The organism is Marinobacter maritimus, assembly GCF_007671675.1.
Lineage (GTDB): Bacteria > Pseudomonadota > Gammaproteobacteria > Pseudomonadales > Oleiphilaceae > Marinobacter > Marinobacter maritimus.
This window is the reverse complement of the sequence record NZ_VCGW01000001.1, coordinates 928544-952186: the sequence shown is the minus strand read 5'-3', so window position 1 is coordinate 952186 and position 23643 is coordinate 928544. Positions and strand designations below refer to the sequence as shown.

22 protein-coding genes and 1 other RNA gene are annotated in these 23643 nt (G+C 54.9%); 5 read left to right on the top strand and 18 right to left on the bottom strand.

Going from position 1 to position 23643, the window contains the following annotated elements; all coding sequences use genetic code 11:
• Positions 1–14 precede the first annotated feature (14 nt).
• The 18 genes from FFI90_RS04345 to FFI90_RS04260 form a co-directional block, all read right to left on the bottom strand.
• The gene (locus FFI90_RS04345) at positions 15–1070 is read right to left on the bottom strand and encodes an AgmX/PglI C-terminal domain-containing protein (protein ID WP_246123332.1); all 1056 of its coding nucleotides are present in this window, start codon (positions 1068–1070) and stop codon (positions 15–17) included.
• Positions 1067–1459: a hypothetical protein gene (locus tag FFI90_RS04340; RefSeq protein ID WP_144776678.1), complete on the bottom strand. Its 393-nt coding sequence runs from the start codon at positions 1457–1459 to the stop codon at positions 1067–1069. The genes FFI90_RS04345 and FFI90_RS04340 overlap by 4 nt, the downstream gene beginning before the upstream one ends.
• Entirely contained in the window at positions 1460–1765 is a 306-nt protein-coding gene (locus FFI90_RS04335) for a hypothetical protein (RefSeq protein WP_246123330.1), read from the bottom strand. It abuts the gene before it with no gap.
• A gap of 94 nt (positions 1766–1859) precedes the next feature.
• Entirely contained in the window at positions 1860–4697 is a 2838-nt protein-coding gene (locus FFI90_RS04330; RefSeq protein WP_144776677.1) for a tetratricopeptide repeat protein, read from the bottom strand.
• Entirely contained in the window at positions 4694–5926 is a 1233-nt protein-coding gene (locus tag FFI90_RS04325) for a tetratricopeptide repeat protein (RefSeq protein WP_144776676.1), read from the bottom strand. The genes FFI90_RS04330 and FFI90_RS04325 overlap by 4 nt, the downstream gene beginning before the upstream one ends.
• Before the next feature lie 6 nt (positions 5927–5932).
• Positions 5933–6493, bottom strand: coding sequence for an AraC family transcriptional regulator (locus tag FFI90_RS04320; RefSeq protein ID WP_246123328.1), 561 nt, complete (start codon positions 6491–6493; stop codon positions 5933–5935).
• Between the two features lie 383 nt (positions 6494–6876).
• Positions 6877–8055 (bottom strand): vWA domain-containing protein, encoded by a 1179-nt coding sequence (locus FFI90_RS04315; protein WP_144776675.1) that lies wholly within the window; start codon positions 8053–8055, stop codon positions 6877–6879.
• A gap of 22 nt (positions 8056–8077) precedes the next feature.
• Positions 8078–8920 carry an AAA family ATPase gene (locus FFI90_RS04310; protein ID WP_144776674.1) on the bottom strand — a complete coding sequence of 281 codons (843 nt, stop codon included), beginning with the start codon at positions 8918–8920 and terminating at the stop codon, positions 8078–8080.
• Positions 8917–10965: a VWA domain-containing protein gene (locus FFI90_RS04305; RefSeq protein ID WP_144776673.1), complete on the bottom strand. Its 2049-nt coding sequence runs from the start codon at positions 10963–10965 to the stop codon at positions 8917–8919. The genes FFI90_RS04310 and FFI90_RS04305 overlap by 4 nt, the downstream gene beginning before the upstream one ends.
• A gap of 29 nt (positions 10966–10994) precedes the next feature.
• Positions 10995–11339, bottom strand: a complete 345-nt coding sequence (locus FFI90_RS04300) for a hypothetical protein (RefSeq protein WP_144776672.1) — start codon at positions 11337–11339, stop codon at positions 10995–10997.
• Positions 11339–11785 (bottom strand): YcgN family cysteine cluster protein, encoded by a 447-nt coding sequence (locus FFI90_RS04295; RefSeq protein WP_144776671.1) that lies wholly within the window; start codon positions 11783–11785, stop codon positions 11339–11341. Before FFI90_RS04295 ends, FFI90_RS04300 begins: the two co-directional genes overlap by 1 nt.
• The gene (locus tag FFI90_RS04290; protein ID WP_144776670.1) at positions 11782–12075 is read right to left on the bottom strand and encodes a YcgL domain-containing protein; all 294 of its coding nucleotides are present in this window, start codon (positions 12073–12075) and stop codon (positions 11782–11784) included. The genes FFI90_RS04295 and FFI90_RS04290 overlap by 4 nt, the downstream gene beginning before the upstream one ends.
• A complete protein-coding gene (locus tag FFI90_RS04285; RefSeq protein WP_144776669.1) occupies positions 12072–13220 on the bottom strand; it encodes a ribonuclease D in 1149 nt (382 codons plus the stop codon). The genes FFI90_RS04290 and FFI90_RS04285 overlap by 4 nt, the downstream gene beginning before the upstream one ends.
• 42 nt (positions 13221–13262) lie before the next feature.
• Positions 13263–13865: a recombination mediator RecR gene (gene recR / locus FFI90_RS04280; RefSeq protein WP_144776668.1), complete on the bottom strand. Its 603-nt coding sequence runs from the start codon at positions 13863–13865 to the stop codon at positions 13263–13265.
• A gap of 34 nt (positions 13866–13899) precedes the next feature.
• Complete coding sequence (locus tag FFI90_RS04275) at positions 13900–14223, bottom strand: YbaB/EbfC family nucleoid-associated protein (RefSeq protein WP_144776667.1); 324 nt, start codon at positions 14221–14223, stop codon at positions 13900–13902.
• Positions 14220–16025, bottom strand: coding sequence for a DNA polymerase III subunit gamma/tau (dnaX, locus tag FFI90_RS04270; protein ID WP_144776666.1), 1806 nt, complete (start codon positions 16023–16025; stop codon positions 14220–14222). Before dnaX ends, FFI90_RS04275 begins: the two co-directional genes overlap by 4 nt.
• A 155-nt stretch (positions 16026–16180) precedes the next feature.
• An RNA gene (gene ffs, locus FFI90_RS04265) (signal recognition particle sRNA small type) lies at positions 16181–16277 on the bottom strand.
• Between the two features lie 107 nt (positions 16278–16384).
• Positions 16385–17017: a 2OG-Fe(II) oxygenase gene (locus FFI90_RS04260; protein WP_246123402.1), complete on the bottom strand. Its 633-nt coding sequence runs from the start codon at positions 17015–17017 to the stop codon at positions 16385–16387.
• Positions 17018–17157: 140 nt separating this feature from the next.
• On the opposite strand from FFI90_RS04260, the gene FFI90_RS04255 reads away from it, so the two are divergent.
• The 5 genes from FFI90_RS04255 (at position 17158) to prsR (ending at position 23611) form a co-directional block, all read left to right on the top strand.
• Positions 17158–18078: a D-hexose-6-phosphate mutarotase gene (locus FFI90_RS04255; protein WP_144776664.1), complete on the top strand. Its 921-nt coding sequence runs from the start codon at positions 17158–17160 to the stop codon at positions 18076–18078.
• A 23-nt stretch (positions 18079–18101) separates the two neighbouring features.
• A complete protein-coding gene (locus FFI90_RS04250) occupies positions 18102–18917 on the top strand; it encodes a lysophospholipid acyltransferase family protein (protein WP_144776663.1) in 816 nt (271 codons plus the stop codon).
• Entirely contained in the window at positions 18917–19876 is a 960-nt protein-coding gene (locus FFI90_RS04245; RefSeq protein ID WP_144776662.1) for an SDR family oxidoreductase, read from the top strand. The genes FFI90_RS04250 and FFI90_RS04245 overlap by 1 nt, the downstream gene beginning before the upstream one ends.
• An 87-nt stretch (positions 19877–19963) precedes the next feature.
• On the top strand, positions 19964–22135 hold the full coding sequence (gene prsK, locus FFI90_RS04240) for an XrtA/PEP-CTERM system histidine kinase PrsK (RefSeq protein ID WP_144776661.1): 2172 nt from the start codon (positions 19964–19966) through the stop codon (positions 22133–22135).
• Between the two features lie 102 nt (positions 22136–22237).
• The gene (gene prsR, locus FFI90_RS04235) at positions 22238–23611 is read left to right on the top strand and encodes a PEP-CTERM-box response regulator transcription factor (protein WP_144776660.1); all 1374 of its coding nucleotides are present in this window, start codon (positions 22238–22240) and stop codon (positions 23609–23611) included.
• Positions 23612–23643: the final 32 nt, after the last annotated feature.

Genomic DNA, 23643 nt, shown 5'->3' with positions numbered 1-23643 from the left:
ACCGGGAGGCAGTTTCAGCCCGGCAGAAAATCAATGGGAAATCGTATCTTCCGGGCTTCAACATTAGCAGCACCGAAGTTGAAAAGGCGCACCCTCATGGCAATTTTTTGCGCAAGTGCCAGGTTCCCAAGCTCGGAGCTAATCACGTTGCAAGCTGACACAGACCCGTCAGGTTCTATGACCAACTCCAGCAGAACCTTGCCTGCCAAAGTTGGATCCTGCCGCAACTCTCTCTGGTAGAGCGAATAAAGTGCAGTTTTCCCGGAATCAAATACCTGACGGATATTGCTCATAGCCCGCTCACCCACGGAAGGCTTCTGTTTTGGTACTGGTGCACCCTCCACCTTTGCCACCTGCGACTCTGCGACTAGTTGGACCGCTTCCACTTTTCTTACGTCGTGACCGGCGACCTCGACATCCGTCCGCGTTGGCTGTGCGTCTGCGACCCCTCCACTGCCTTGAAGTGTATCTTCGGATCTTTGCGCCTCGGCTCGCGCGGGCTTTCCAGCACCGAAAACACTTCCAGCGTTTGCCTGGATCACCGGAGCGGCTTTGGGCTCGGGTTTGCGCATCGCAGCCAAGTGATCTCTCATGGTTAGCAGGCCAGAACGGGATGCTTTTTCACGGGCCTGCGTCACGTTCTGGTTGGCGGGTTCCGGCAATAGCTTCGCAGGCGCTTTTTGTGCCACCGGTTTGGTCACCTGGGGAACACGTCTTGGTTCAGGTTTTGGCTCAGATTTAACCTGTGCTGGTTTGGGACGCTCTGGCTCTGGCACCACCTCTTTTACGGGCTCAGGGGCTGGCCTTTCAATGACCTCTGGCTTCACGAGCAGCCTGGCAAGCTGAGGCGGCAGGCTTTCTATTCTTTCCCGCTCAGGCTCTGGAACGTCGAGCACCGGAATAACCAAAGCAAGCGGCACGAAAAGCAAAATCGCCAGGGCCGTGATAACGGTCAGGCGCCGTCGCTCGCCCTTTTCGTGGTTCCAGGACAGCGACGACACAGAGATGCTGGCAAAATGCTCCGGGAGACCAAAATCTGTGTCGGCAGGCATCAGGTTCATACCCGTCATCGCCGTTCTCCGGGTCGCCCGCCAGGAGGGGTAATACCGAGGCTCTGCCGAAACTCTCGATGACGTTCAAGCACTAGCGGGTCCACTGGCTGGACCAACTCCGCAGCGGTGCTGTCCAACTCTGTCCTTGGCTGGCGTGGCAAGGTGGGCGCTCGCCAAGGAAGAATCGTCAGTACGCGTGGCTCATCCTCACCCGCACTGGCAGAGATACCTTCGACGCTCAGACGAACAGCCTGACTCCCTTTTACTTTTTCTTGCAGGACTTTATTACCCTGCCCTTCATCCTCAACATTTGACACCGCCCAAACAACCGGCGATAGCAATGTCAGCAACCCCGACAAGCAAACGGCAGCGATCGTACAAGATGGCCAGGAAGCAGTTTTCATCATTTAGTCCAGCCTCCGTTCCAGATCAGCAATCCATCCCGTTATTTTTTTGTCCTCACCGGACCAAAGCTCCTGATACCGCCTGTAGTGCCTTAGTGCTCTGTCCAGATCGAGCAAGTAGAGCTCGGAAATAACCCCGAGATTGTAATGCAGCTCGGCAACGTCTGGTGAACTCTGCAGACCGGTTTCCAGAAGCACAGCAGCCTCTCTGTACCGGTTCTGCTCTTTTAGCCTGAGTGCCTGATTATTGAGGGCTGCTACATCAGCGGGGCTGAGAGCGGCGGGATCAGGGTGCTCGGGGGTGGCCATCGGCTTTGCCGCGCAACCCCCGAGTAGAAGAGATGCAGACAGCGCGCAACAAAAAGCCCATGTTTTCAGAGCCGGCAAACAGACGTATTTCTGTTCATGCATCGTCACTGGCCTCCGTGGGTATGCTCATCCAGCGCAGTGGTCGTTCGTAGCGGCCCGGGTGAAGCTCCACAAGAACACCCAGGCTTTTTTCAATCCACACATTAAACCCGCCGGTTGTAATGCGTTGATGATTGTCCGAGTGCAGGGCAATTGCACGCTCCTCAAACGGGTAAGCTTCTTCTTCAAGCAGCATCCGGTATTGCATCTGCTCAAGTTCATTCAGTTCAACTGGTGCAGTAGATGCCATAAGATCCCGTGCCATGGTGCGGTGGAGCTCGGCACGACGGAACATGGATTCGGGCAATACAACAGAGCCACCAAGCGACTCTGCATTGCGGAAGTGGGTTTGAGCCTTTTCCATGGCAAGTTGCTTTCGCTCCAGCGACGTTTCAAGGGGAATGCTCAGCATAATGCCGGCAAACTCGGCTGCCGCTTCAGCGCCCATTACCAAGGACCCCCGAGCCGCCCACTGCAAGGTCTGCTCAGAATGCCAGCTACTTTCCAGCTCGGCAGAAACCAACTCGGCACGCCAGCGGGCTGCGTCGCTTCCCGTCTCAATCAACCGATGCCGCATGGTCTGCAACCGAATATGCTCATCCGCGTCTATCGCCACGCTGCCTGTCGCGAGGTAATTCCCATAAAGTGCATTGCGCTGCTCATAGGCTTCTGCGGTATGAAAGAGTTCCGCCGCCCGAAGCCGGTAGCCCCAAATGCGCTCTTGTCCCTGCGACGGCCGTCCGCCGGGGTTGTTAGCCATACTCATCAGTTCCCTGGCTGCGAGCGCAGGTTGGCCCGAGGAAGTGTAAGCCCAAACCAGTTTTTCACTGATCTCCGGAGTCAGCGCGTCGCGCGGATAATCGGTGCGGAAGCGATCAAGCTCTTTGATCGCAGGCTGCCATTCTGATGCCCTGAGCAGTGTATTGGCCGCGTCAAAGCGACCTTTGATCGCCGTTGAGGAGCCCGGCAACACCGTTTCAATTCGCTGGAAGTGAGCGACAGCAATCGCCGTTTGACCGGAAGCGGCCGCCTGTTCGCCCTGACGATATATTGCAGTGGCAAGCTGCAGTCTATGATTTGAAGCTTCATGTTTCATCGCATCCGTTGCGGATGGCCCAGAGGTCAACTCCAATGTTTCACGCAAGGCCCTTTCCGAAAGTCCGTACTCTGCTCTATTGCCACGCACGTTTGCCGTTACCACCCATCCGGCATAACGGGTTTCAGGTGTTGCCTGAGGATGTTTGACCGCTCGAGCGGCGTAGCCTAACGCATGGTTGTTGTTTCCGGCTTCAAGCCAGCGGCCTGCGAGATCGGCCAGCAACCCGGGCCCACGTGGGTCGGAAGCATAATGCTCAGTAAAACGATCTGCTTCTGCGGCAAGATCTTCAAGGCCGGAGCCATACTCAGAGGCCGCAACCTCACCGCTGATTTCAGCCCTGACCAGGGCAACAGCGGCCCATGCGGCATCGGCTCTGTGCTCGTATTGTGGAACGTCATACCCAGCCTTACGAAAGTTTCTCAGTGCCCGGGAGGGCTCTTCAACCTGCGCCACCTGCAGCCAGGCGTCACCGGCGAGGCGGAAAAACTCCCCGGCATCGTCGCTGCGGCTCGCCAAGCCTTCGTAGTACTCCGCCGCAATTGCGAAATGGCGCTTCGGAGTGTCAGTATCCGATGAGCCCTCGGAATAGTGAAAATCCGCCAGAAAACGGCTGAATTCGCGCCATTTTTTACGATAAATAGGCTCCAGGCTGCCAAAATCGCCTTGCCTGGCAAACAGGGAGATGTAATCGCCCATGGCGATCCTGGCTTTATCGGGCTTTCCAGCGCCGTTCAACACATCAACGACCTGCCCCATAAAAGCGGCTCGTTGAGGGTGCTCCGGGAACGCCTCCACAAATGCCCTGTTGGTCGCTACGCTGGCCTCGGCGTTGCCCTGCACCGCGTATAGATCAGCGAGACGATCAAATACAAGAGGCGTCCATGGGCGCAGCAATGTTCGGTCCTCAGGCTGCAGCCAGTTTATCAGCGTGTCTGCACCGCTCCTGCGGCTGGCCATCAGGGCCAGAATCCGAAGCGTGTCATCAATGCTGTCTACGCTGGATTCCGGAACTTCATCAAGACTTCCGGCATCTGGCAGGGACTCATCCAGCACCGCAACAAACCTTCGCCCGGCCCGCTCCCAAGCTTGCGGACCCTGTTTGAACAACGTCCAACCGAGCATGTAACGCGCCTTGTTTTCGAGCTCCCCGGCATCGCCTTTCCCGTCAACAAGCTCACGGTATCCTGCTTCAGCCTCAACGTAATTCCCGGCGGCAAATGCCGATTCCGCAATCCGGAACCGGGCCTCCGGCACCAGGGGCGACTCGGGATAGAGGCCAACCAGTTGTTGCAGGCGTTTTGCAGAAGCGTCGTTCTGGCCTGTCAAAGCATAGGCTTTGGCCATTTGATACAAGAGTTCATCCAGCCGCCCCCCGAAAGCACCACGCTGGAGAATCGACTCATAACTTTGAATCGCCTGCTGATACACTTCTGCCTCTTCCGCCGGGGTGAATCCTATATTTTCACCGGAGCGGTCACGGATATTGGTCAGACGATTCAGGGCGTCAACACGCACTGCGGGCTCATCGGTTGTGTTGAACAGGCGCTGATAGCGCCTTGCAACTTCGGCTGGGGAAATCGCGGGCAGCGGCCCGGTCTCGAATTTCAGAAACACCGGGCGCATGTCCGCGATGGTTTCACCATCCTTTCCAAGTTCGACTCGAAAAGACGCCTGCCCGTTTGCCAGGCTACAAAACAAACACAGCGGTAATACGAATACACCCCAACCCTTCATCGTATCTGCTCCCCGGAATCCAGTTCCTTTAAAGCGAGATACTCGTAGAGATGCGCAATCTGTTGCTCGGTTTTATCCAGAGCAGAAACCATTCTTTTGTCCTGAACGGCAACAAATTCAAGTGCCAGACGATCAAGCAACACATCAGCCTGAGTGCGCAGCGCCGAAACGGATTCCAGATAGGCGAGCGAGCTTTTACGAAGCGTCCGAGTGTCCGCGAGTAGAGTCTTGAGATTCCCGGAGCTACCCTCGAGCGCATCAAGCTGATCGGTGATCGCGACGATATAAACACCAAGGTCCTGAACGTTGCGTTCGAGCTGGTCCGCCATCAGTGCCAGGCCTTCAACCCTGCTGACGGCTTGCTGCGCAGCAGGCTGCTCCATAAAACCAAGAAGATAGGCCATACGCGGCTGGGTGAGCGTGCGACTGTCCGCCAGAAACCACTCTACTTTCTGCCGGCTTGATCCCGCTTCTTCAGAGCTGAAAAACGAGCTTCTTGCATCCAGCACCAAGGCTTTGTATGCCCCCTGCTCTTCAATCCGAGTTGCCAGTTTATCCAGTGTGACCCGCTCACTTTCGTAGGCCGCATTCGCGGCCAGATAGGCCTCACCGGCCTGCCCCAGATAGCCGGAAAGATCGTAGCCTCGCCCCATTCCTATCCACGCATCGGCAACACCAGGGTATGCCAAAGGATATTTTTTTGCCCGGTGCCAACTTTGCATGGCCGCACGGTGGTTACCCTGCTCTGCCAAAGCCAGGCCATGAAAATAAAGGGCTTGAGGTGTTCTATGACTGTCGAGGGGAATTTTTTCCAGAAAGCCAATGGCCTTCTCATAATCTGAGCCTGTATAAGCGAGATAGCCGGCACGCAACAGAATACGGCTGCGTAGCGCAGCTTTGCGTTGGGTATCTGGATCTTTGTCCGCCATGGCCAGCGCTACCCTGAGGGAGACTAACGCACGGGAGGGGTTCAGATCGTTACGGGCATAATCGCTGGAAAGGTTGAGGTAACCAACCGCCGACCAGTATCCCTCAGCCATACCCGCAAGTATCTTGCCCGCTTGTTCCGAATCTCCACCGGCACGGGCAAGCTCCGCCTGCTCGTATAGCACCTGCTGCCTGGGCTTGCGTGGTGCAGACGAATCGCCATAAGCCGGCAACCCCACCAGGGTTAATAAACCCGCCAGGCTGATTCCAATGGCGGCGCGGCTTAAAATCGACAACCTCATGGCCTGCTACTTCCACTCAGCCATGGAAACACGGGGTTCATAATCGGGCGCTGTGGCTTCCAGAACCATCTTCAGGCGAAGCTTGCCTGGGCGTTTTTGAAACCGGTGAGTCGTTTCCCGACGCACGAAATGATCATTGGGAGCCCGCGCGGTTACCACCGCTCTCAGCTGATGCTGTCCGTTTGCGAGATTGCCGGTAAAAAGCTCCTGAACACCGCCCTGTTGCAGGGCGTCGCTCTCCCGGGTGCTGTAGAGGTGCGAAGCAACGGGCTCACCGTTGACAAACATTTCCACGGAATCCAGACCAAAGCCATCCCGGCTGGCGAGTGTCAGAAATACGGCCAAGCGAGTGTCCACTGAATGAGGTAATTTTTGCTCCAGTTGAAAAACCTCGTCTGCGTGAGCAACGATTTCGGCTTCGAGGCGAGCGATTTCGTTATCGAGAGAAGATGCGCCCGCGGCGTTAGAGCTGATCAGCACCACAGCAATGATCCCGCCTGTCAATCCGGCACCGAATCCTTCTCGCTGTCCGTACCGGCGCTCTTGCGTGTTTCGTGGGCCGAACATAAGCCTTCCGCTCCTGCTGTGTCTGACTGAGCCCGCCTCCGGGACTTTGACCGGGCTCTGTAACCAAGTGCCAGCAAGAGTAACAGTTGGTAACTGCGAAGAACGGTATCCAGGTCACCAAATCGAAAACCCGAATTGCCGGAAAAGGCGCAAGAAAAACCCGCGGGAGCAAACGGAAGAACGTGTCGATTTATTTAACAGGAGGAGAATGCAACGCGGGAGGCTGGAAGCGGAAATCTGTAGTGAAGAGACGCTACTCAGCTGTATTGCAGCGACTATTCACTTCTGGCCCTGTAATTGCTGAGGTAAACAGGCGGGAATGTGTTCCACACATCCCGCTTGATATGCCGAGCTTTGCCGATGTCTCAACCGCATCGGCTTTTTTATTTGCTCAATTGCTTCATGGCCGATTCAAGGCCTTCCACCGTGAGCGGATACATGTGATTGTTCACAAGTTGTCTGGCCATACCGAGGGAACCACCCGACCCCCAGTAGCTCTCGGGTAGCGGATTGATCCAGACCACCTTGCGGAAATGTTCGCTTATGCGCTGGAACCAGACGGCACCGGATTCTTCATTCCAGTGTTCAATGGAGCCCCCAGCGTGGGAGATCTCATAAGGCGCCATGGTGGCATCGCCCACAAAAATCACGTTGTAGTCTGGCGAGTACTTGTGAAGGATGTCCCAGGTACTCGTGGTTTCATTCATCCGCCGGACGTTGTTCTTCCATAAGCTTTCATACACAAAGTTATGAAAGTAGAAGTACTCCATGTGCTTGAACTCAAGACGCGCGGCGGAAAACAGCTCCTCGCACACCCGCACGTGAGGGTCCATGGAACCGCCCACATCGAAAAAGATCAGCACTTTAACCGCGTTGTGGCGCTCCGGCACCATCTTAAGGTCGAGATAACCCGCATTGCGAGCGGTGGAGCGGATGGTGTCGTCCAGATCCAGCTTGTCTGCGGCCCCCTGGCGCGCGAATTTGCGCAAGCGTCGGAGCGCTACCTTGATGTTACGAATACCCAGGGTCACGCTGTCGTCCAGATCCTTAAACTCGCGTTTTTCCCAAACCTTGATGGCGCGACCGTGGCGGCCTTTCTTCTGACCAATGCGGTACCCTTCCGGATTATAGCCGTCTGCACCGAAGGGCGACGTGCCGCCTGTGCCAATCCATTTGTTACCGCCGGCATGGCGCTCTTTCTGCTCCTCCATGCGTTTTTTGAAGGTTTCGATCAGCTCTTCCAGGCCGCCCAGCGAATCAATTTTGGCTTTTTCTTCCTCGCTCAGATTTTTCTCAAATTCTGAACGCAACCACTCATCGGGAATCAGCGCTTCCAGCATCTGATCCAGGTGTTCAATGCCTTCAAAATAAGACTTGAAGGCCAGATCAAACTTGTCGAAGTGGCGCTCATCCTTTACCAGGCACAACCGCGCGAGGTAATAGAACTCTTCCATATCTGCAAAGGCAAGCTGCTGTTGCAGCGCTTCCAGCAGATCAAGGAATTCACGCAGGCTGGCAGGCACTTTGGCCCGCCGCACTTCGAGAAAAAAATCAATCAACATAAAACCGCACTCTTGCCGAATTTCAGCCGCGACGGCGGGCCATAAACGCCAGCTTTTGCAGCAGGTGTACGTCCTGCTCGTTCTTCACCAGTGCACCGTACAAAGGCGGCAGTGCCGAGCTGCTGTCTTTGTCCTGAAGCATTTTTGCCGTCAGTTCATCTGCCATCAGCAGTTTCAGCCAGTCAATCAGTTCTGAAGTAGATGGCTTCTTCTTGAGGCCGGGCACCTTGCGTACATCAAAGAACACTTCCAGGGCATCTTTGACCACCTGCTGCTGAATACCCGGGAAGTGCACATCCACAATGCTTTGCATGGTGGCGTGATCCGGGAAGCTAATGTAATGGAAGAAGCAACGGCGCAGAAAAGCGTCTGGCAGTTCTTTTTCGTTGTTACTGGTGATCACGATGATGGGCCGCTTTTTGGCTTTTACGAACTCCCGGGTTTCGTAAACGTAGAACTCCATGCGATCCAGTTCCAGCAACAAATCGTTGGGGAACTCGATGTCGGCCTTGTCGATTTCGTCGATCAGCAAAACCACCTGGTCCTCAGCTTCAAACGCTTCCCAGAGCTTGCCTTTCACGATGTAGTTGCTGATGTCTTTGACCTTCTCATCACCCAACTGGGAATCCCGCAAACGGGAAACCGCATCGTATTCGTACAGGCCCTGCTGAGCCTTGGTGGTGGATTTGATGTGCCAGGGAATCAGACGCATACCGAGCGCACTTGCCATTTCCTCTGCCAGCAAGGTTTTGCCGGTGCCGGGCTCGCCTTTGATCAGCAGTGGGCGTTGCAGCGTAATGGCCGCGTTTACGGCCATTTGCAGGTCATCGGTGGCTACATAATTATCGGTACCGGTAAACTTCATTTTAATCGTTCCTGTTGGTTACTTTTCCGTTCATCGTCCGGCTCGTTGTCCGGTTCATCAGGTAAATCGTAGTCGGGCAAATCGTCGAATTCGGACAGGTCAAAATCGTCCAGGCCAAATTCTTCTTCGTCGTCTTCTTCTACCGGCTCAACCAGTTCCGGAATATCCTCTTCCGGCTCCACAACGGTGCTTGCAACCGGTATGTCCTCTTCCGCCGGTTCTTCTTCCAGTTCGGGCTGCAATACAGGCTCCGGTTGCAGCACGGCTTCGGGTTCGGATTCAAGCTCTGGCTCTGGCTCGAGCTCTGCCATTACAACAGGAGTCTCGGCTTCAAGATCAGCCATTTCCTGCTTCAGATCATCCAGATCTTCAGTATCTTCGTTCACGCTGCTATCACCGGCCGCTGCACTACGCTTGCGCATGACCAAAACAATGATCAGTGCGAGAACCGCCAGAGCGCCCGCTCCTGCTCCAACCATCCAGAGTGGCACAGGTAACGCGGATTCGGATTCCTCTTCTGCTATGGGCTCTTGTGCAGCTACAGACAGTTCTTCTGCTAAGGGCTTTTCCTCAGCTGAGGGCTTTTCTTCGGCTGAGAGCTCTTCCGCAACTGACGGATCTTGTTCCAATACAGGCGCCTGCTCTGTCGGCTCAGCGGGCTCTGGTTGAGGTTGCGGCTCGGGCGTTTGTTCTACTTGCTCAGCAAGACTGATATCAATGGGTGACTCGATGGTCGGCTCAACCATACCAACAGGCACCATAAACTGGGTTGTTGCGGTAAATTTACGGGCAAAGGTTTTGCCGTCCGCCACAATATCTATTTTGTACAAACCTTCTGCCGGAAGCGTGCTGATGGTATCCGTGTATTCGCCATCCGCCGGAGGCTGATCGTTGGAGAGCGATTTGCTGCCGCTACGACCGTCTGCAGAGGTCAGGTCAAGCGTAACGCTTATTACGTTCAAAAATGCCGGATCGACCATCTTTTCCGTTTTTTCAAAAAACGCAACGCGGACACTGACCGGTGTTTCCGGTGTGAACGTCGCAGGAACCGGACTGACCACCATTCTGAGATCACTGACAACTGTAACCCGACTGCCCTCGCCCAGCTCACCCGTTATGCGCCACTCGCCCGCTGCAGGCTCAGTAATAGTCACCAGATCGTAGGCTGCTTCCCGTGCCCAGCGCACATTGTCAGGCGTTGCGGAATGAAGGATTGTTTCACCATCAGGCCGAATCAACTCCAGGTTGGCAGCCTGCTCTGCGTCATCGTTACCACCTTGGGCTGCATCCTTGTTCCCAGAACCACGGAAAATCAGTGCCGTGAACTCTTTAACGCCGCCATCCACGGTAAACACATTGCCCTCTATCGGTATCTGCTCTTGCGGTGCTGCGGTATTCAGGGCATCCAGGAAAGCCAGATTGAGAGATTCCGCCGTGTCAGCGATTCTGAAACTGCCGTTTGATTTCTCCGCAAGGGTCTTGAGAAAATCGGCATCCGCCTGGCCTGAAAGTGCAACCGGATGGAAAGTAGCGCCTTTCGCCACTAACCCATCCAGCAATTTGCCCAGAATCTGTTTTTCTTCGGCCCGGTTCACATCCGCGCTGTCCGAGATGTCCACCTTGCCGTCTGTCAACAGTATGAAGTGAGTATTCTCCAGCGTACCGCCTGTCACAAAGTCGTCACCGGCGACTTCAATAGCTTTCCCGAGATTGGTGCGCAATGCCACAGAGTTGATCTTCCGGGAACGATCAATCGCGGTTTCGCGCCAAGCCTCAGCAACGTCTCCATGGGGCACGAGCATGTTCACATATTGGCCGAAGGTCCATACACCCGCCGTGCTTCCTTCGGGCAATACCCGGGCCAACAGCCTTACAGCAGGTTGCCGCAGGTTATTCGGATCGGTTTCCTTCATGGAGCCGGATATGTCCACAATGATCCGGACATCGGGGCTTTCCGGCAGCGTCAGCTTCGTGGTTTCCTGGGCCCATAGCGTTGCGGGCAGCCATAAAGCAGTCAAAAAAAACAGCGTAAAGAGTCTCGGCATTATTGTTCTCGAAAGATTTTCAGGTGATCTCAGCGTCGGGACAAGCGGTTACGAACCATATCCAGAATCCAGACAAGGAGCATCACAAGCCCCCCAATACCCAGGTTAAGCCATGCCCGGCCTGCGTTATCTGCATCACCGAGAATCAGTTCGTAACCTCCGAAAAGCCACGCAGGTATCCACCAGCCCGCAAGCTCAGGGGACTCGACCGGCGTCATCAGAAAAGCCACCAATGCAGCAAGCAATAGTGTACGCAAGCCATATAGCGGTACAAACCGGAACAGTTTTTTCATCATGTAGAAAAACACGACAAAAGCGATGGCGTAGGCGGCCCAGAAAATGCCGTAAGCAATTTGTGCGTCAGTATCGATCATTACAGAACCCAGTGAATGATGTGTTCTTCCCAGTCTTCCTCGGCCACCCGATCCTCATGGATCACCTTGTGGCGTATGGAAATACCGGCCTCGTGTACGGAATCCGGGTTCCCGCTGCGCAGCGGATGCCAGTCGGCCAAGGGCCTGCCCTCTGCAAGCGTGCGATAGGCGCAGGTATGGGGCAACCAATAGTAATCGTTCACCGTACCCGGTGTCAGCACCGTGCAGCCTGGCACTTTGCTGAGACGCTCAGGGTAAACCGTGCATCGGCAGGTATCGTCATCCATATAACGGCACACCAGATCGGTGTGATATACCTCGCCGGTGTCTGCATCTTCGAGTTTGTTCAGGCAGCATTTCCCACAACCGTCGCACAGGGATTCCCATTCCTGCGGCGTCATCTCGCTCAGGCGCTTGCGCTGCCAGAACGGGATCTGGGCAATCATGAATCTCTTAATCCAGGTTTTGTGCGGAAATCAACTACGTAAGAGTCACGCTCTTCCGGCATCTGTAAAAAGAAGTCTTTATCAGCGATTGCGTTCAGTACTTGCTCACCGGTCGTTCTGGCGAGCGTGCGCTGCGGAGTCATAACCAGATCCATTGAGTGTACTGGCTTGCCGAAAATAGCTCTCAGGCTCTCGGGCAACTCATCCCACTTCTGTCCACGACGGACATAAAGGTAGGTGTCGCTTTTTTTGCTGCTTCGGAAAACAGACACGAACTGCCGATCTTTCATGATGTCAAAAAGTCCTCAATATCGTTCATTACCGGTTCCAGAATCTGAGCACGCCAGCCATGAAAAAATGGGCTTTCGGCCAAGGTTCCATCCTGAACAACTTTTTCAAGACGTTTTCTCGGCGCGAGCAATTCAATTGGAATATCAGATGCTTCTGCCGCATTCTTGAAAAAACGCTTCAAGCTTTTAAAGTAAGCTTGCTGATCCCGGGTCAGGGGCGGCGCAATGCGCTCGATACCGAAAATGTCAGCGCGACGCCCCTCTTCGACAAGCTTGAGCAACGCCTCGCCATACCGTCGAACCACACCCCCGGGAACACCCTGAATATTGGAAAGGTCGTTCAAAGACTTGGGTAACTGGTCGGCAATGGCAATCAAAAGTGGGTCTGCCAACACCCGGCCCCGTGGACGATCGCGCTCTCTGCTTTCCACCTCTCGCCACACCACGAGCTTCTGAAGTACCACCTGCTGCTGGGCCGTTAGCGTCCAGCTGCCGCGCAGACGAAGATAATGTTTGTCGAGATCATCCTGCCCTGCCAACTCGTCTGCAAAACGCGCGGACTCCTCCACCAGCGCGGCCTCAAGACCGCGCTCCCGGAGATGCGCAGTCACCCACTGGTGCATGGGCGCAAGAAAACGTATGTCCTCTATGGCGTAACGCTGCTGAGCATCACTCAAGGGTCGGGAAATCCAGTCAGACCGTGTGGCAGATTTATCCAGCGTCTCGCCAAAGAGTTGCTCAACAAGCCGCGCATACCCAAGAGAAAAACCGGCACCGGCCATAGCTGCGCCGATCTGTAAATCCACAACGCCTTTCGGTTTTATATTGAGCCAATCGCGAAAGAGCTCGAGATCTTCACTCATGGCATAGAGTAGCTTGGTAACCCCAGGATCAGCGATGACCTCACGAAAGCGTGAAGACTGCTCTGCAACGTCCGGATCAACAAGGCAAAACCGGTCGCCAAGGCCAAGCTGGACCAGCCCGGGAATAGGATAAAAAGTATTTACTCGCTCAAATTCGGTGTCCAGAACCAGGGGGTGTCCCGGAGCGCTGTCCAGCCACTTATCCAGTTCCTCCGGCAATGGTATCCAGTCAATGGTTTCGGGTGCCGGGGGGACATCTATAGCCGGTAGAGAAAAGGTCATAAAAAAGCCAGTTAAAAGCGCCTTGAAGACAATGGCGCGGAATCAGTCCAGCAGAGGTTTTCTGCCGCGGAACGCATGGGTGAGCGTAAAACCATCGACGTAGCCAAGCTCGCCACCTACGGGGATGCCGTGAGCAAGGCGGGTGATGAGAATCTCCGACCCGTCTAGCCGGTCGGAAATGTAGTGCGCGGTTGCTTCACCTTCAACGGTTGGATTGGTCGCAAGAATGAGCTCGGTTACACCATCGGAACGCACTCTACTCAGGAGCCGTTCAATACCGATTTCCTCAGGCCCGACGCCATCAATGGGAGAAAGGTGCCCCATCAGAACAAAATAGCTGCCCTTGTAGTCTCCCGCCTGTTCAATGGCCAGAAGGTCTGACGGGCTTTCAACCACACAGAGTATGCCGGTACGTCGAGCCGAATTCTCGCAGATCCCACACACTTCTGTATCCGAAAAGTTCTGACAACTTTCGCAGCGTCGGACACCTTCCATGGCTTTGCTCAACGCATCGGAAAGCCGGGTACCACCGGAGCGCGCCCGCTCAAGCAGGTGAAAGGCCATGCGCTGGGCGGTTTTCTGACCAACACCCGGCAAACACCGAAGAGATTCAACAAGTTCATCAACCAGTGGGCTGAACGCCATGAATTATCCTCAGACTGCTATTCAGAAAAACACCTTAAAACGGCATCTTGAAACCAGGCGGCAAACCCATGCCCGACATCATGCCCGACATCTTGTCCTTTTGATTCGCTTCAACACGGCGCACGGCATCGTTAACAGCTGCCGCCAGAAGGTCTTCCAGAATATCCTTCTCTTCAGACATCAGGGACGGGTCGATTTCCACTTTGCGCACATCGTGACGACCGTTCATGGTAACTTTCACCAGGCCCGCGCCAGCTTCGCCGGTAATTTCAGCTTTTGCCGCTTCTTCCTGAGCCTTCTGCATTTCTTCCTGCATTTTCTGGGCTTTTTTCATCAGCCCACCCATATCGTTCATCATGTTTTTACCTCCTGCTTATTCTCTGTCGGCCGGTCAACTGTTGGCCTGATACTGGCTTCGACCACCCGCGCCTCAAACCGTTCAACGATTGACTTTACCAAGGGATCGTTGCGGATAGACTCTTCTGCCGCACTTTGACGCGCCACACGCAGCCGCTCTTCGAAAGCCGCTGGCGTATTGGGCCCTGGATCGCCCTGCTCTATCTCTAACTGAATGGCGTTGCCGAAGTGATTTCTCAAGGCGGCCAGAATTTTTTCTTCATGCCGGGCATTCAATAGGCGAGCGTGCCCTGCATCGATCAATAGCGTGATGGTGTCGCCGGCAAGGGCCATGGCACCGTGGCTGGCCAGATTGCCGGGCATCCCCACAATGCCGAGACTGCGGAAATCCCGCTCCCAGACGAACTCCCCGTCTGCAACCGGTACCGGGGTAATTTGTGGCTCTGGCTCTGGCTCTGGCTCTGGCTCTGGCTCTGGCTCTGGCTCTGGCTCTGGCTCTGGCTCTGGCTCTGGGTAATCAGAGACTGGTTCGGCCTGGGCATCAAGACTCGCGAGCCAAGCGTCATCTGCAGGCGCATCAGCATAATTTTGCGGCTCGGCAGGTTCCGGTGCTTGCGGCTTTGGTGTGACAGGAGCAGGTGCAGGCTCAGGTTCGTCGCGAGACTCACCTTCAACGCTGGAAATCGTGTTACTCACTGCAGGGGGCGCCCGCCGATCCGAGCCGGGGCGAAAAGCCAGCATGCGCAGCAAGGTCATTTCAAAGCCCATGCGGGCGTCGGGGGTAATCGCCAAATCCTTACGGCCCAAAAGCGCGGCCTGATAGAAGAGTTGAGCGTCTTCTGCGCTGAGTTTGCGCGCCAGCGACTGCACCTGCGCGGCATCGCCAAGCGCGTTGTCAGCACTGCCTGGAACTACTTGCTCCATGGTTACTCGGTGGAACAAGGATAAGAGGTCCGCAAGTATCACGCTGTAGTCTGGCGCAAAATCCGATATACGGCTGATTTCTGCCAACAAACCCGGGCCATCGCGGTCTACCAGCGTGCTCACTATTCGTTCGATATCCCTCTGGTCAATCGTCCCCAGCATGCTGCTGACATCACTGGCCGCGAGCTTCTGGTTGCCGAAAGCAATCGCCTGGTCGGTCAGGCTCAGAGCGTCACGCATACTGCCATCGGCAGCGCGGGCCAGCAGCCAGAGTGCTGGCTCTTCGAAAGGAATTTGCTCCGCTGTCAGCACCTTAGTCAGGTGCCCGGCAATATGCTCAGGCGTCATGCGCTTGAGATTGAATTGCAGACAGCGGGAAAGAACGGTTACGGGCAGCTTCTGGGGGTCGGTGGTCGCGAGCAGAAACTTCACATGCTCAGGCGGCTCCTCAAGGGTTTTCAGAAACGCATTAAACGACTGATTGGTAAGCATGTGCACTTCATCAATGAGGTACACCTTGTAGCGGCCGCGGCTGGGCGCGTACTGCACATTGTCGGTGAGTTCCCGCATATCATCCACACCGGTGCGGGATGCGGCGTCAATCTCGATCAGATCAACAAACCGGCCCTCCTGAATCTCCCGGCAACTGGAGCAGGTACCACACGGGCGCGGCGTAATACCGGTTTCACAATTCAGGCAACGCGCCAACAAGCGCCCAATGGTCGTTTTACCGACGCCCCGGGTGCCGGTAAACAGATAAGCATGGTGCAGGCGCTGGTTTTCCAGGGCGTGAATTAACGCCTGAAGAACGTGTTCCTGGCCCACCATATCTTCAAAGGTGCGAGGGCGCCATTTACGGGCAAGTACCTGGTAGCTCATGATCCGCCAAATGCTGAGAAAAACGCCTGCAACTTTAGCATGGACACGGATTTATAAGAAGTTATAAGAATCTAAGATCAGGGAGTGATGAGATGAAACAAGTATGCTGCCAGGAGTTCAATACAGGGCGAGATAAGAAGAAAATCTGGGGGTGGCCCCACCAGCGACACTCCGGCACACAATTCCACCGCTGCGGCTGCTCCCTTCCGGGCCTGACCGGGTTCACGGTTTCATGTTGCGGAGGCACCAGCGGAGCCACCATAACGGCGTTTCAGGACAAACTCCCTGAAAGCGGCGCGAATATTAACAAAAGGGTTTGCGGACTACAACGGCAAATCCAACAGCTCACAGAATTGGCGCTATATAAGCGCGGATAACGGCAAGGGAATCACATCCTGCCGGAACCAGCACGCCAGGCTGTAGCGCGTGCGGTGGGCCTCAAGAACCTCATGACGGATTTCCTCGCTCATGAACAGCGCCACCCTGCCCGCTTCAGGCAACACCAGCCCGCCAACTTCACATTCGTTTTCACGGCTGTAGATCTGCAGGGCACCCCCATCTGAGTGCTGCCAATCATCATTCAGATAAAGCACAAGACTGACAATACGCGATGCCCTGCCCTGAAAGCTGTCCACGTGAGGCTTGTAGAAATCACCGCGATGATAGGTTGCATAGTGAGCTTCGAAACGCTTCAGGCCCAGAAACAGCCGCTGATTCAGGCCCACTCGCAGGCCTTCAAGAAATTCAAACAAAGCCGCCTGTGTGGGAGTCGAACCCTGCAGCCAGGCAATCTTGTCACGTCGCACTGATCGATCCTGAACCGGTACACTGCCGCGCCCAATGCCGGCAATTTTCAGGGCATCACTCTGATCAAGCACGATGATTTCCTGCTGCAACGCTCGCAACAACTCCGGGCCAAGCCAGGGCGTGGTATCGAAAATCAACCAGCCTCTTTCACACAGGCCCCGAGCAAGCTCATCTAACCACTTCACTTTATCCAATGACATTCCTTAAAGACATGATGGTATTTGCAGAGCTTTCGAAGGCTATTTTACGACCAGCTGTCGCCCGCAACACAGATTTGATTTACTCTCTGAGTAAGCAGATGCACTTAAGTCCGGAACCGAGCCTTATGTCCGAGAGCAGCAACAAGCCGCCTTTATCCCTGACACCGGGACAATGGTCCTTTACCCGCTGGAATACAATCGGACAACTGGAAGCATTAGAGGTTCACCACCCCCTCTTTGAGGCCACAGTGGTCCTGCAGGGCGCCCATCTCACCCGGTTTATCCCGAAGAACGAATCCGACTGGCTATGGCTAAGCCCCACTGCCCGCTTCGAGCCAGGCCAAGCCATTCGCGGCGGTATTCCCGTATGCTGGCCCTGGTTCGGCGATCCGGCCCGCAACGCGCCGGAAGTGCGCAAACGGGTAAAAACGCCAAGCCCCCACGGATTTGCCCGCACGGCGCTCTGGAAGCTGGAGGATGTGCGGGAAAATGCCCATGAGGTCGAAATAAGTTTGTCCCTCAACGCCAACGACGACTTTGCCGATCTATGGAATGGCCATGCCTTGGCCCTGATAACATTCAGCTTCTCGGTACGTGGCTGCCAACTGGCCCTCACCACCACAAACCTCAGCAGCGATCCTCTGGCATTCAGCCAGGCTCTGCACACCTACCTGCCAACAACCGACATCACACGATCGAGAGTATTAGGCCTTGGCTTCAGCAACTACATTGACACGCTCAAAGACTGGGAATATTGCACTCAGGATGGCCCTGTGTATTTCGATGGCGAAACAGATCGGATATACGAAAGCGGCGAGCCGCTCACCATCGCAACGCCCGGTGCCAGCCGCAAGCTGACCGCCGTTGGCAGTGATTCTACCGTTGTATGGAATCCCGGCCCAGATAAAGCCATTGCGCTAAGCGACTTTCCGGATGCCGCCTGGCAGACAATGCTGTGTGTCGAAACTGCCAATGCGGCAAGCGATTATCGCGTGCTTAATGAAGGCCAAAGCCACACCCTCGGCATGTCGATCGGACGTGGCTGAACAATGCGGATAAGGGAGTATGCATGAGCCTGGCATCGTTTCTGAAAGCCCGATTGATTCCAGCGAAGCTGGATGAACAAATCAATCGCATCCGCAAACCCATAGGGTCACTGGGATACGACCCCTGGGGTTTCAATAATGAGACCTTCAAGTACGGCTTTTCTCTGACAAAACCGATCTACGAGAAATACTTTCGCACCGAATCCCACGGCGTTGAACATGTGCCCGCTGAAGGGCCTGTGTTGATTGTGGGAAATCACAGCGGGCAACTCCCAATTGATGGCATTTTGGTGGGCTACGCAATTGCCTCGAGGGAGAAGAATCCGCGCATTCCCCGGGCAATGATCGAACGTTTTTTCCCAACCGTACCCTGGCTTGGCAACCTGTTGAATGAGGTGGGAGCCGCACTGGGCGATCCGGTAAATTGCGCCAGAATGCTCGCCAATAACGAAGCCATCATTGTATTCCCCGAAGGCGTGCGCGGCTCTGGCAAACTCTACCGCGATCGTTACAAACTTCAGCGTTTTGGCAACGGCTTCATGCACCTGGCCATGAAATACAACGCTGCAATCGTGCCCGTAGGCATCGTGGGTTGCGAAGAAACCATTCCCGCTATCGCCAACATAAAGCCCCTGGCCAAAGCCCTGGGTGTACCCTATGCCCCGGTCGCTATGCCGCTCATATTACCCGCCAAGGTTCATCTTAATTTTGGCCCTCCCATGTACTTTGAAGGAGGGGACATTTCCGAAGAGCAGGTCAATGAACGAGTTGAACAGGTAAAAGCTGAAGTAAACCGGCTGATCAACAAAGGACTGACTGAACGAAAAGGGCTGTTTTGATGACTGTTCCAAAAAACACGCAACCTAAGCCTCAAATCCTGATAACGGGCGCCGCCGGTGCAACGGCGCAACGGGTGATCGACCGGCTGAGGGAAACCTGCGATCTCGTGGCCGTGGATGCCCGGATACAGGTGCCGCTCGGTGATGAGATCCCCAGCTACTGTATCGATTTCAATCATCGCAGCTTTGAGGATCTGTTTCGGCGGTACCAGTTTGACGGCGTAATTCATCTAGGGCGTATCCGCTCCAGCCAGCTCACCCGGATGCGGCGCTATAACGCCAATGTTCTGGGCACACAAAAGCTGCTGGACCTGAGCCACAAATACGGTATCAAGCGCATCGTGGTGCTATCCACTTTCCACGTATACGGCGCCATGGCCTACAACCCGGCTCTCATAGACGAGTCGGCGCCCATGAAAAGCGCCGGCCTGAGCGCAGATCTGATCGATTCAGTCGAACTGGAGAACCTGGCAAACCTCTATCTTTGGCGCTTCCCGGAACTGAACATCACCATTTTGCGCCCCTGCAACATTGTCGGCCCAAGCGTCCAGAACACCATGGGGCGATTACTGGCCAGCCACCGGGCGCCGGTTCTGGCCGGCTTCTCCCCCATGATGCAGTTTATGCACATCGACGACATGGCCGATGCCATAGTGCTGGCTTACAACAAGCCAGTAAGGGGAATATTCAACGTGGCGTCGCAGGACTGGGTAGCCTACCAGCGAGCGTTGGAGCTATCCGGCTGCAAGCGAATCCCGGTGCCATCGGTTCCGCCCGTCCTACCAAGGCTGATTCTGCGCACACTGCGCCTGCAAAGCTTTCCCGCCTATCTCATGGAGTTTTTCAAGTACCCGGTGGTGATTGATGGCCAGGCGTTTGCGAAAGAGTTCGGATTCCAGCCCAAGCGGCCGCTGAAGGAAATCTTCCGGTTTTACCGGGACAACAAAAGGCCATTATAGCCGCACCCGCAGTTTCCGCTCTATCTGGAGTTGCACAGAACCTCCGCCCACCGCAAACTACACCTATCCATGGACGAGGCGGATTACATGCTTCCAGATCTGAGCGTGATAAGTCACGGCGCGGCCGCCGCAGTATTCGCAATACTCGCGTTGCTCGTGGGCACTCGCTATTTAAGGCGTGACATAGACAGGACATTGTTTCTGGCGGCGGTTGTCACCACCCTTTGGGCCTCTGCCCTGGTTACCCAAAGCCTCTGGGGGCAACCCGGCTTTTTTATTCGTTACCTGCTGGAGCTGCTCCGAGATACCGCCTGGATTCTTCTCTTATTCGCCATGCTGCGAGACACGTTTCGGCAGGGTCGCCTGAGCGGGCAAATAAAAAGATTCCTCGGAATCGCAACAATCGTCCTGCTCATCAGCTTGCTAGCTCTTGGTAGCCTCGAATTTGTCTTCAGCCTTTCATTAGTGGACGGCAAGACCAAGCTCATCGGACAAATTGCACTTTCACTGCTTGGCTTGTCGCTGGTTGAGCAGATCTGGCGCAACGCTCCAGCCTTCGGCCGTTCCAGCATGAAGTACTTGTGTATTGGTACCGCCACTATCTTTGCGTTTGATTTTTTTATGTACGCCGACGCGCTGCTGTTTGGCTCGATCGCAGACGCCTTCTGGAACGCCCGGGGCTTCGTAAACGCAGCACTGGTGCCGCTGTTTGCCATAAACGTCGTCAACACCCGCAAGCAACCCATCGACTTTCAGCTCTCCCGTTCTGCTGTGTTTCACGCTGGCACACTGATTCTGGCCGGCGTTTACCTGCTTCTTCTTTCGATAAGCGGTTACTACGTCCGTACGTTAGGCGGTAACTGGGGCGAAGCCTTGCAGGTACTTTTATCCGTTATCGCTGTGGTTTTTCTCGTCATGCTGGTGCTTTCCAGGCGCCTGAGAGCAAAGTTGATGGTGCTGATCAGCCAGAACTTTTTCGACTACAAGTACGATTACCGGGAAGAATGGCTGAAGATGACAAAAGAGCTGTCGGACCTCAGCGATGAGCCCCCCCTTCCCCTGCGCGCAATCCGGATCCTTGCAGGCCTGGTAGAAAGCAACGCCGGCGCGATCTGGCTGAAAAGCGAACAGGGCGCGTACACCCTCAAAGAATCCGCCAATCTCACCACCCCCAGATACACAGTCATTGATAAAGATTCAGATCTGGTTCGTTTTTTCGCCGATAAAGAATGGATTGTTAATCTCGATGAATACAAGGCAGACCCGGTGAGCTACAACCTGCTGGAAATCCCCGACGCCATCTCCAGAACCCCGGATGCCTGGCTGGTTATCCCGTTGTATCTGGGTAACGAGCTTTACGGAATTGCAATGATCGGCCATCCCTATGCGCGAGTGGACCTGAACTGGGAAAACTTCGATCTGATCAAAGTGGTTGCCCGCCAGACCTGTAATCTGCTGGCGCAGGCCGATTCACAGAACCGTTTATCACGGGCAATGCAGTTCGAAGCCGTAAGCAAAGCATCCGCCTTCATGGTGCACGACCTGAAAACCGTGATTGCCCAGCTGTCACTACTGGTGAATAACGCCCAAAAACACCGGAACAACCCTGCCTTTATTGAGGACATGATCAAAACCACCGACCATGCGGTCAGCAAGATGACCAATCTTGTTGAGCACATCCGCAAACCGGGTGAAGAAGCCGGTGACGACGACAAAACACTTGACCTCACCACTCTGGTATCCAGCCTGCTGGAGCACTACAGCCGACAGCTTCCCTTACCCAAACTGGAGGGAAATCCGCCGAGAATCATAATTAAAGCGGATTCGGAACAATTGCGGAGCGTTCTCGGGCACCTGATCCAGAATGCGCAGGATGCAACCCCTCCTGACGGAGAAGTCACACTGTCTCTTAAAATTGCCAAAGGGAACGTTGTGCTTTTTATTCAGGATACCGGCAGCGGCATGACCGAGGACTTCGTCAGCAGCCGCTTATTCAAGCCGTTCGAAAGCACCAAGGGCCTGACTGGCATGGGTATTGGCGCCTATCAGGCCAGGGAATACATTCAGAGACTCGGCGGCACCATTGATGCCACAAGCGAACCAGGCATAGGCTCTTGTTTCTCCATTCGAATTCCGCTGATGGCTGAGCCGGTACACAGCCATACAAATGGTGAAGGTGGGGAGAATAGTGGGAGTGACGAAAATGAAGAGAAGCGATCAGTTCCTGACACTCCCAACTCGAAAGAATTCGTCAATTAAATGGCAAACGCGCTCAACAACTCAATCGACCATTGCAAAGTGTCAATGTTCGGTTAAGAATCAGAAGTAGTGGAATACTCAAACAAAGGAATTGTTGCTGTTGTGACTAGACGACTGCTAATCGTAGAGGATGATCCGGGGCTGCAAAGCCAGATGCGCTGGTGTTTCAGCGAAGATCTGGTAGTGACTGTCGCCTCAGACAGAGAAGCCGCTCTTACAGCGCTCAGGCGGGAAGAGCCTGATGTCGTGACGCTGGACCTGGGCCTCCCACCGGATCCGGGTGGTGCGACAGAAGGTTTTGCGTTACTCGAAGAGATACTCCGACTTGCACCTTTGACCAAAGTGATTGTCGTCACCGGTCGCGAAGACAAGGAAAATGCTGTTAAAGCGATCGGCATGGGCGCATCCGATTTTTACCAGAAGCCCCTGGATGCAGATATTCTTAATTTTGTGGTTAACAGAGCCTTCCGGCTGGCGGAGCTGGAAAAGGAAAACCACGATCTGGCGCACCAGGGCAACGGCACCAACATCAAGGGTATCATTGCGGCAAGCCCACAAATGATGACCGTATGCCGAACATTGGAGAAAGTCGCCCCCACCGACGTAACTACCCTTATCACCGGTGAAACCGGTACGGGCAAAGAAGTCCTCGCCCGCGCCCTGCACGATCTGAGCCCCCGGGCCGGAAACGTATTCGCAGCTATCAACTGCGCCGCCATTCCCGAAAACCTTCTCGAAAGCGAACTGTTTGGCTTTGAAAAAGGCTCGTTCACTGGCGCGACCCAAGCCAAAAAAGGCAAAATTGAAAGCGCAAATGGCGGCACGCTCTTCCTCGATGAAATCGGCGACATGCCAATGCCCCTGCAAGCGAAGCTATTGCGGTTTCTGCAGGAGCGTGTAGTCGATAGAGTGGGCTCAGTAAAGCCGATACCCGTGGACGTGCGCGTGGTGTGCGCGACACACCGCAACGTACAGCAGTTGATCGAAAGCGGTGATTTTCGAGAAGACCTTTACTACCGAATAAGCGAGATAACTCTCGACGTCCCATCCGTAAGGGAACGAGACGGAGACGCGCTGGTCATAGCCCAGTCCCTGCTTAAATCCCTCGGCAAGGCAATGGACCGACAAAATCTCACCTTCTCCGAAGACGCCATTAACGCTATCAGCAGCTACGCCTGGCCCGGCAACGTGCGGGAAATGATCAACAAGGTGAAACGGGCCACTATAATGGCCGATGGCAAGCGGATTACCAGTGAGGATCTTGAATTGCCGGGCAGCGAGGAGCCAGGAGCAAGCCACCTGAACCTTCGCCAGGTTCGCGAGCAGGCCGAGCGCAAAGCCATCATGCAAGCATTGCAAACAGGCGGCTTCAACATGACGCAAGCCTCGCGGCTTTTGGGTGTGACCCGCCCGACCCTGTACAACCTCACCGATAAATACAAAATCGACACCTCGGCAGAAGCTCCGGAAATCTGAGTTACTTTCCAGGCACCCGTGGCAGCGAACGG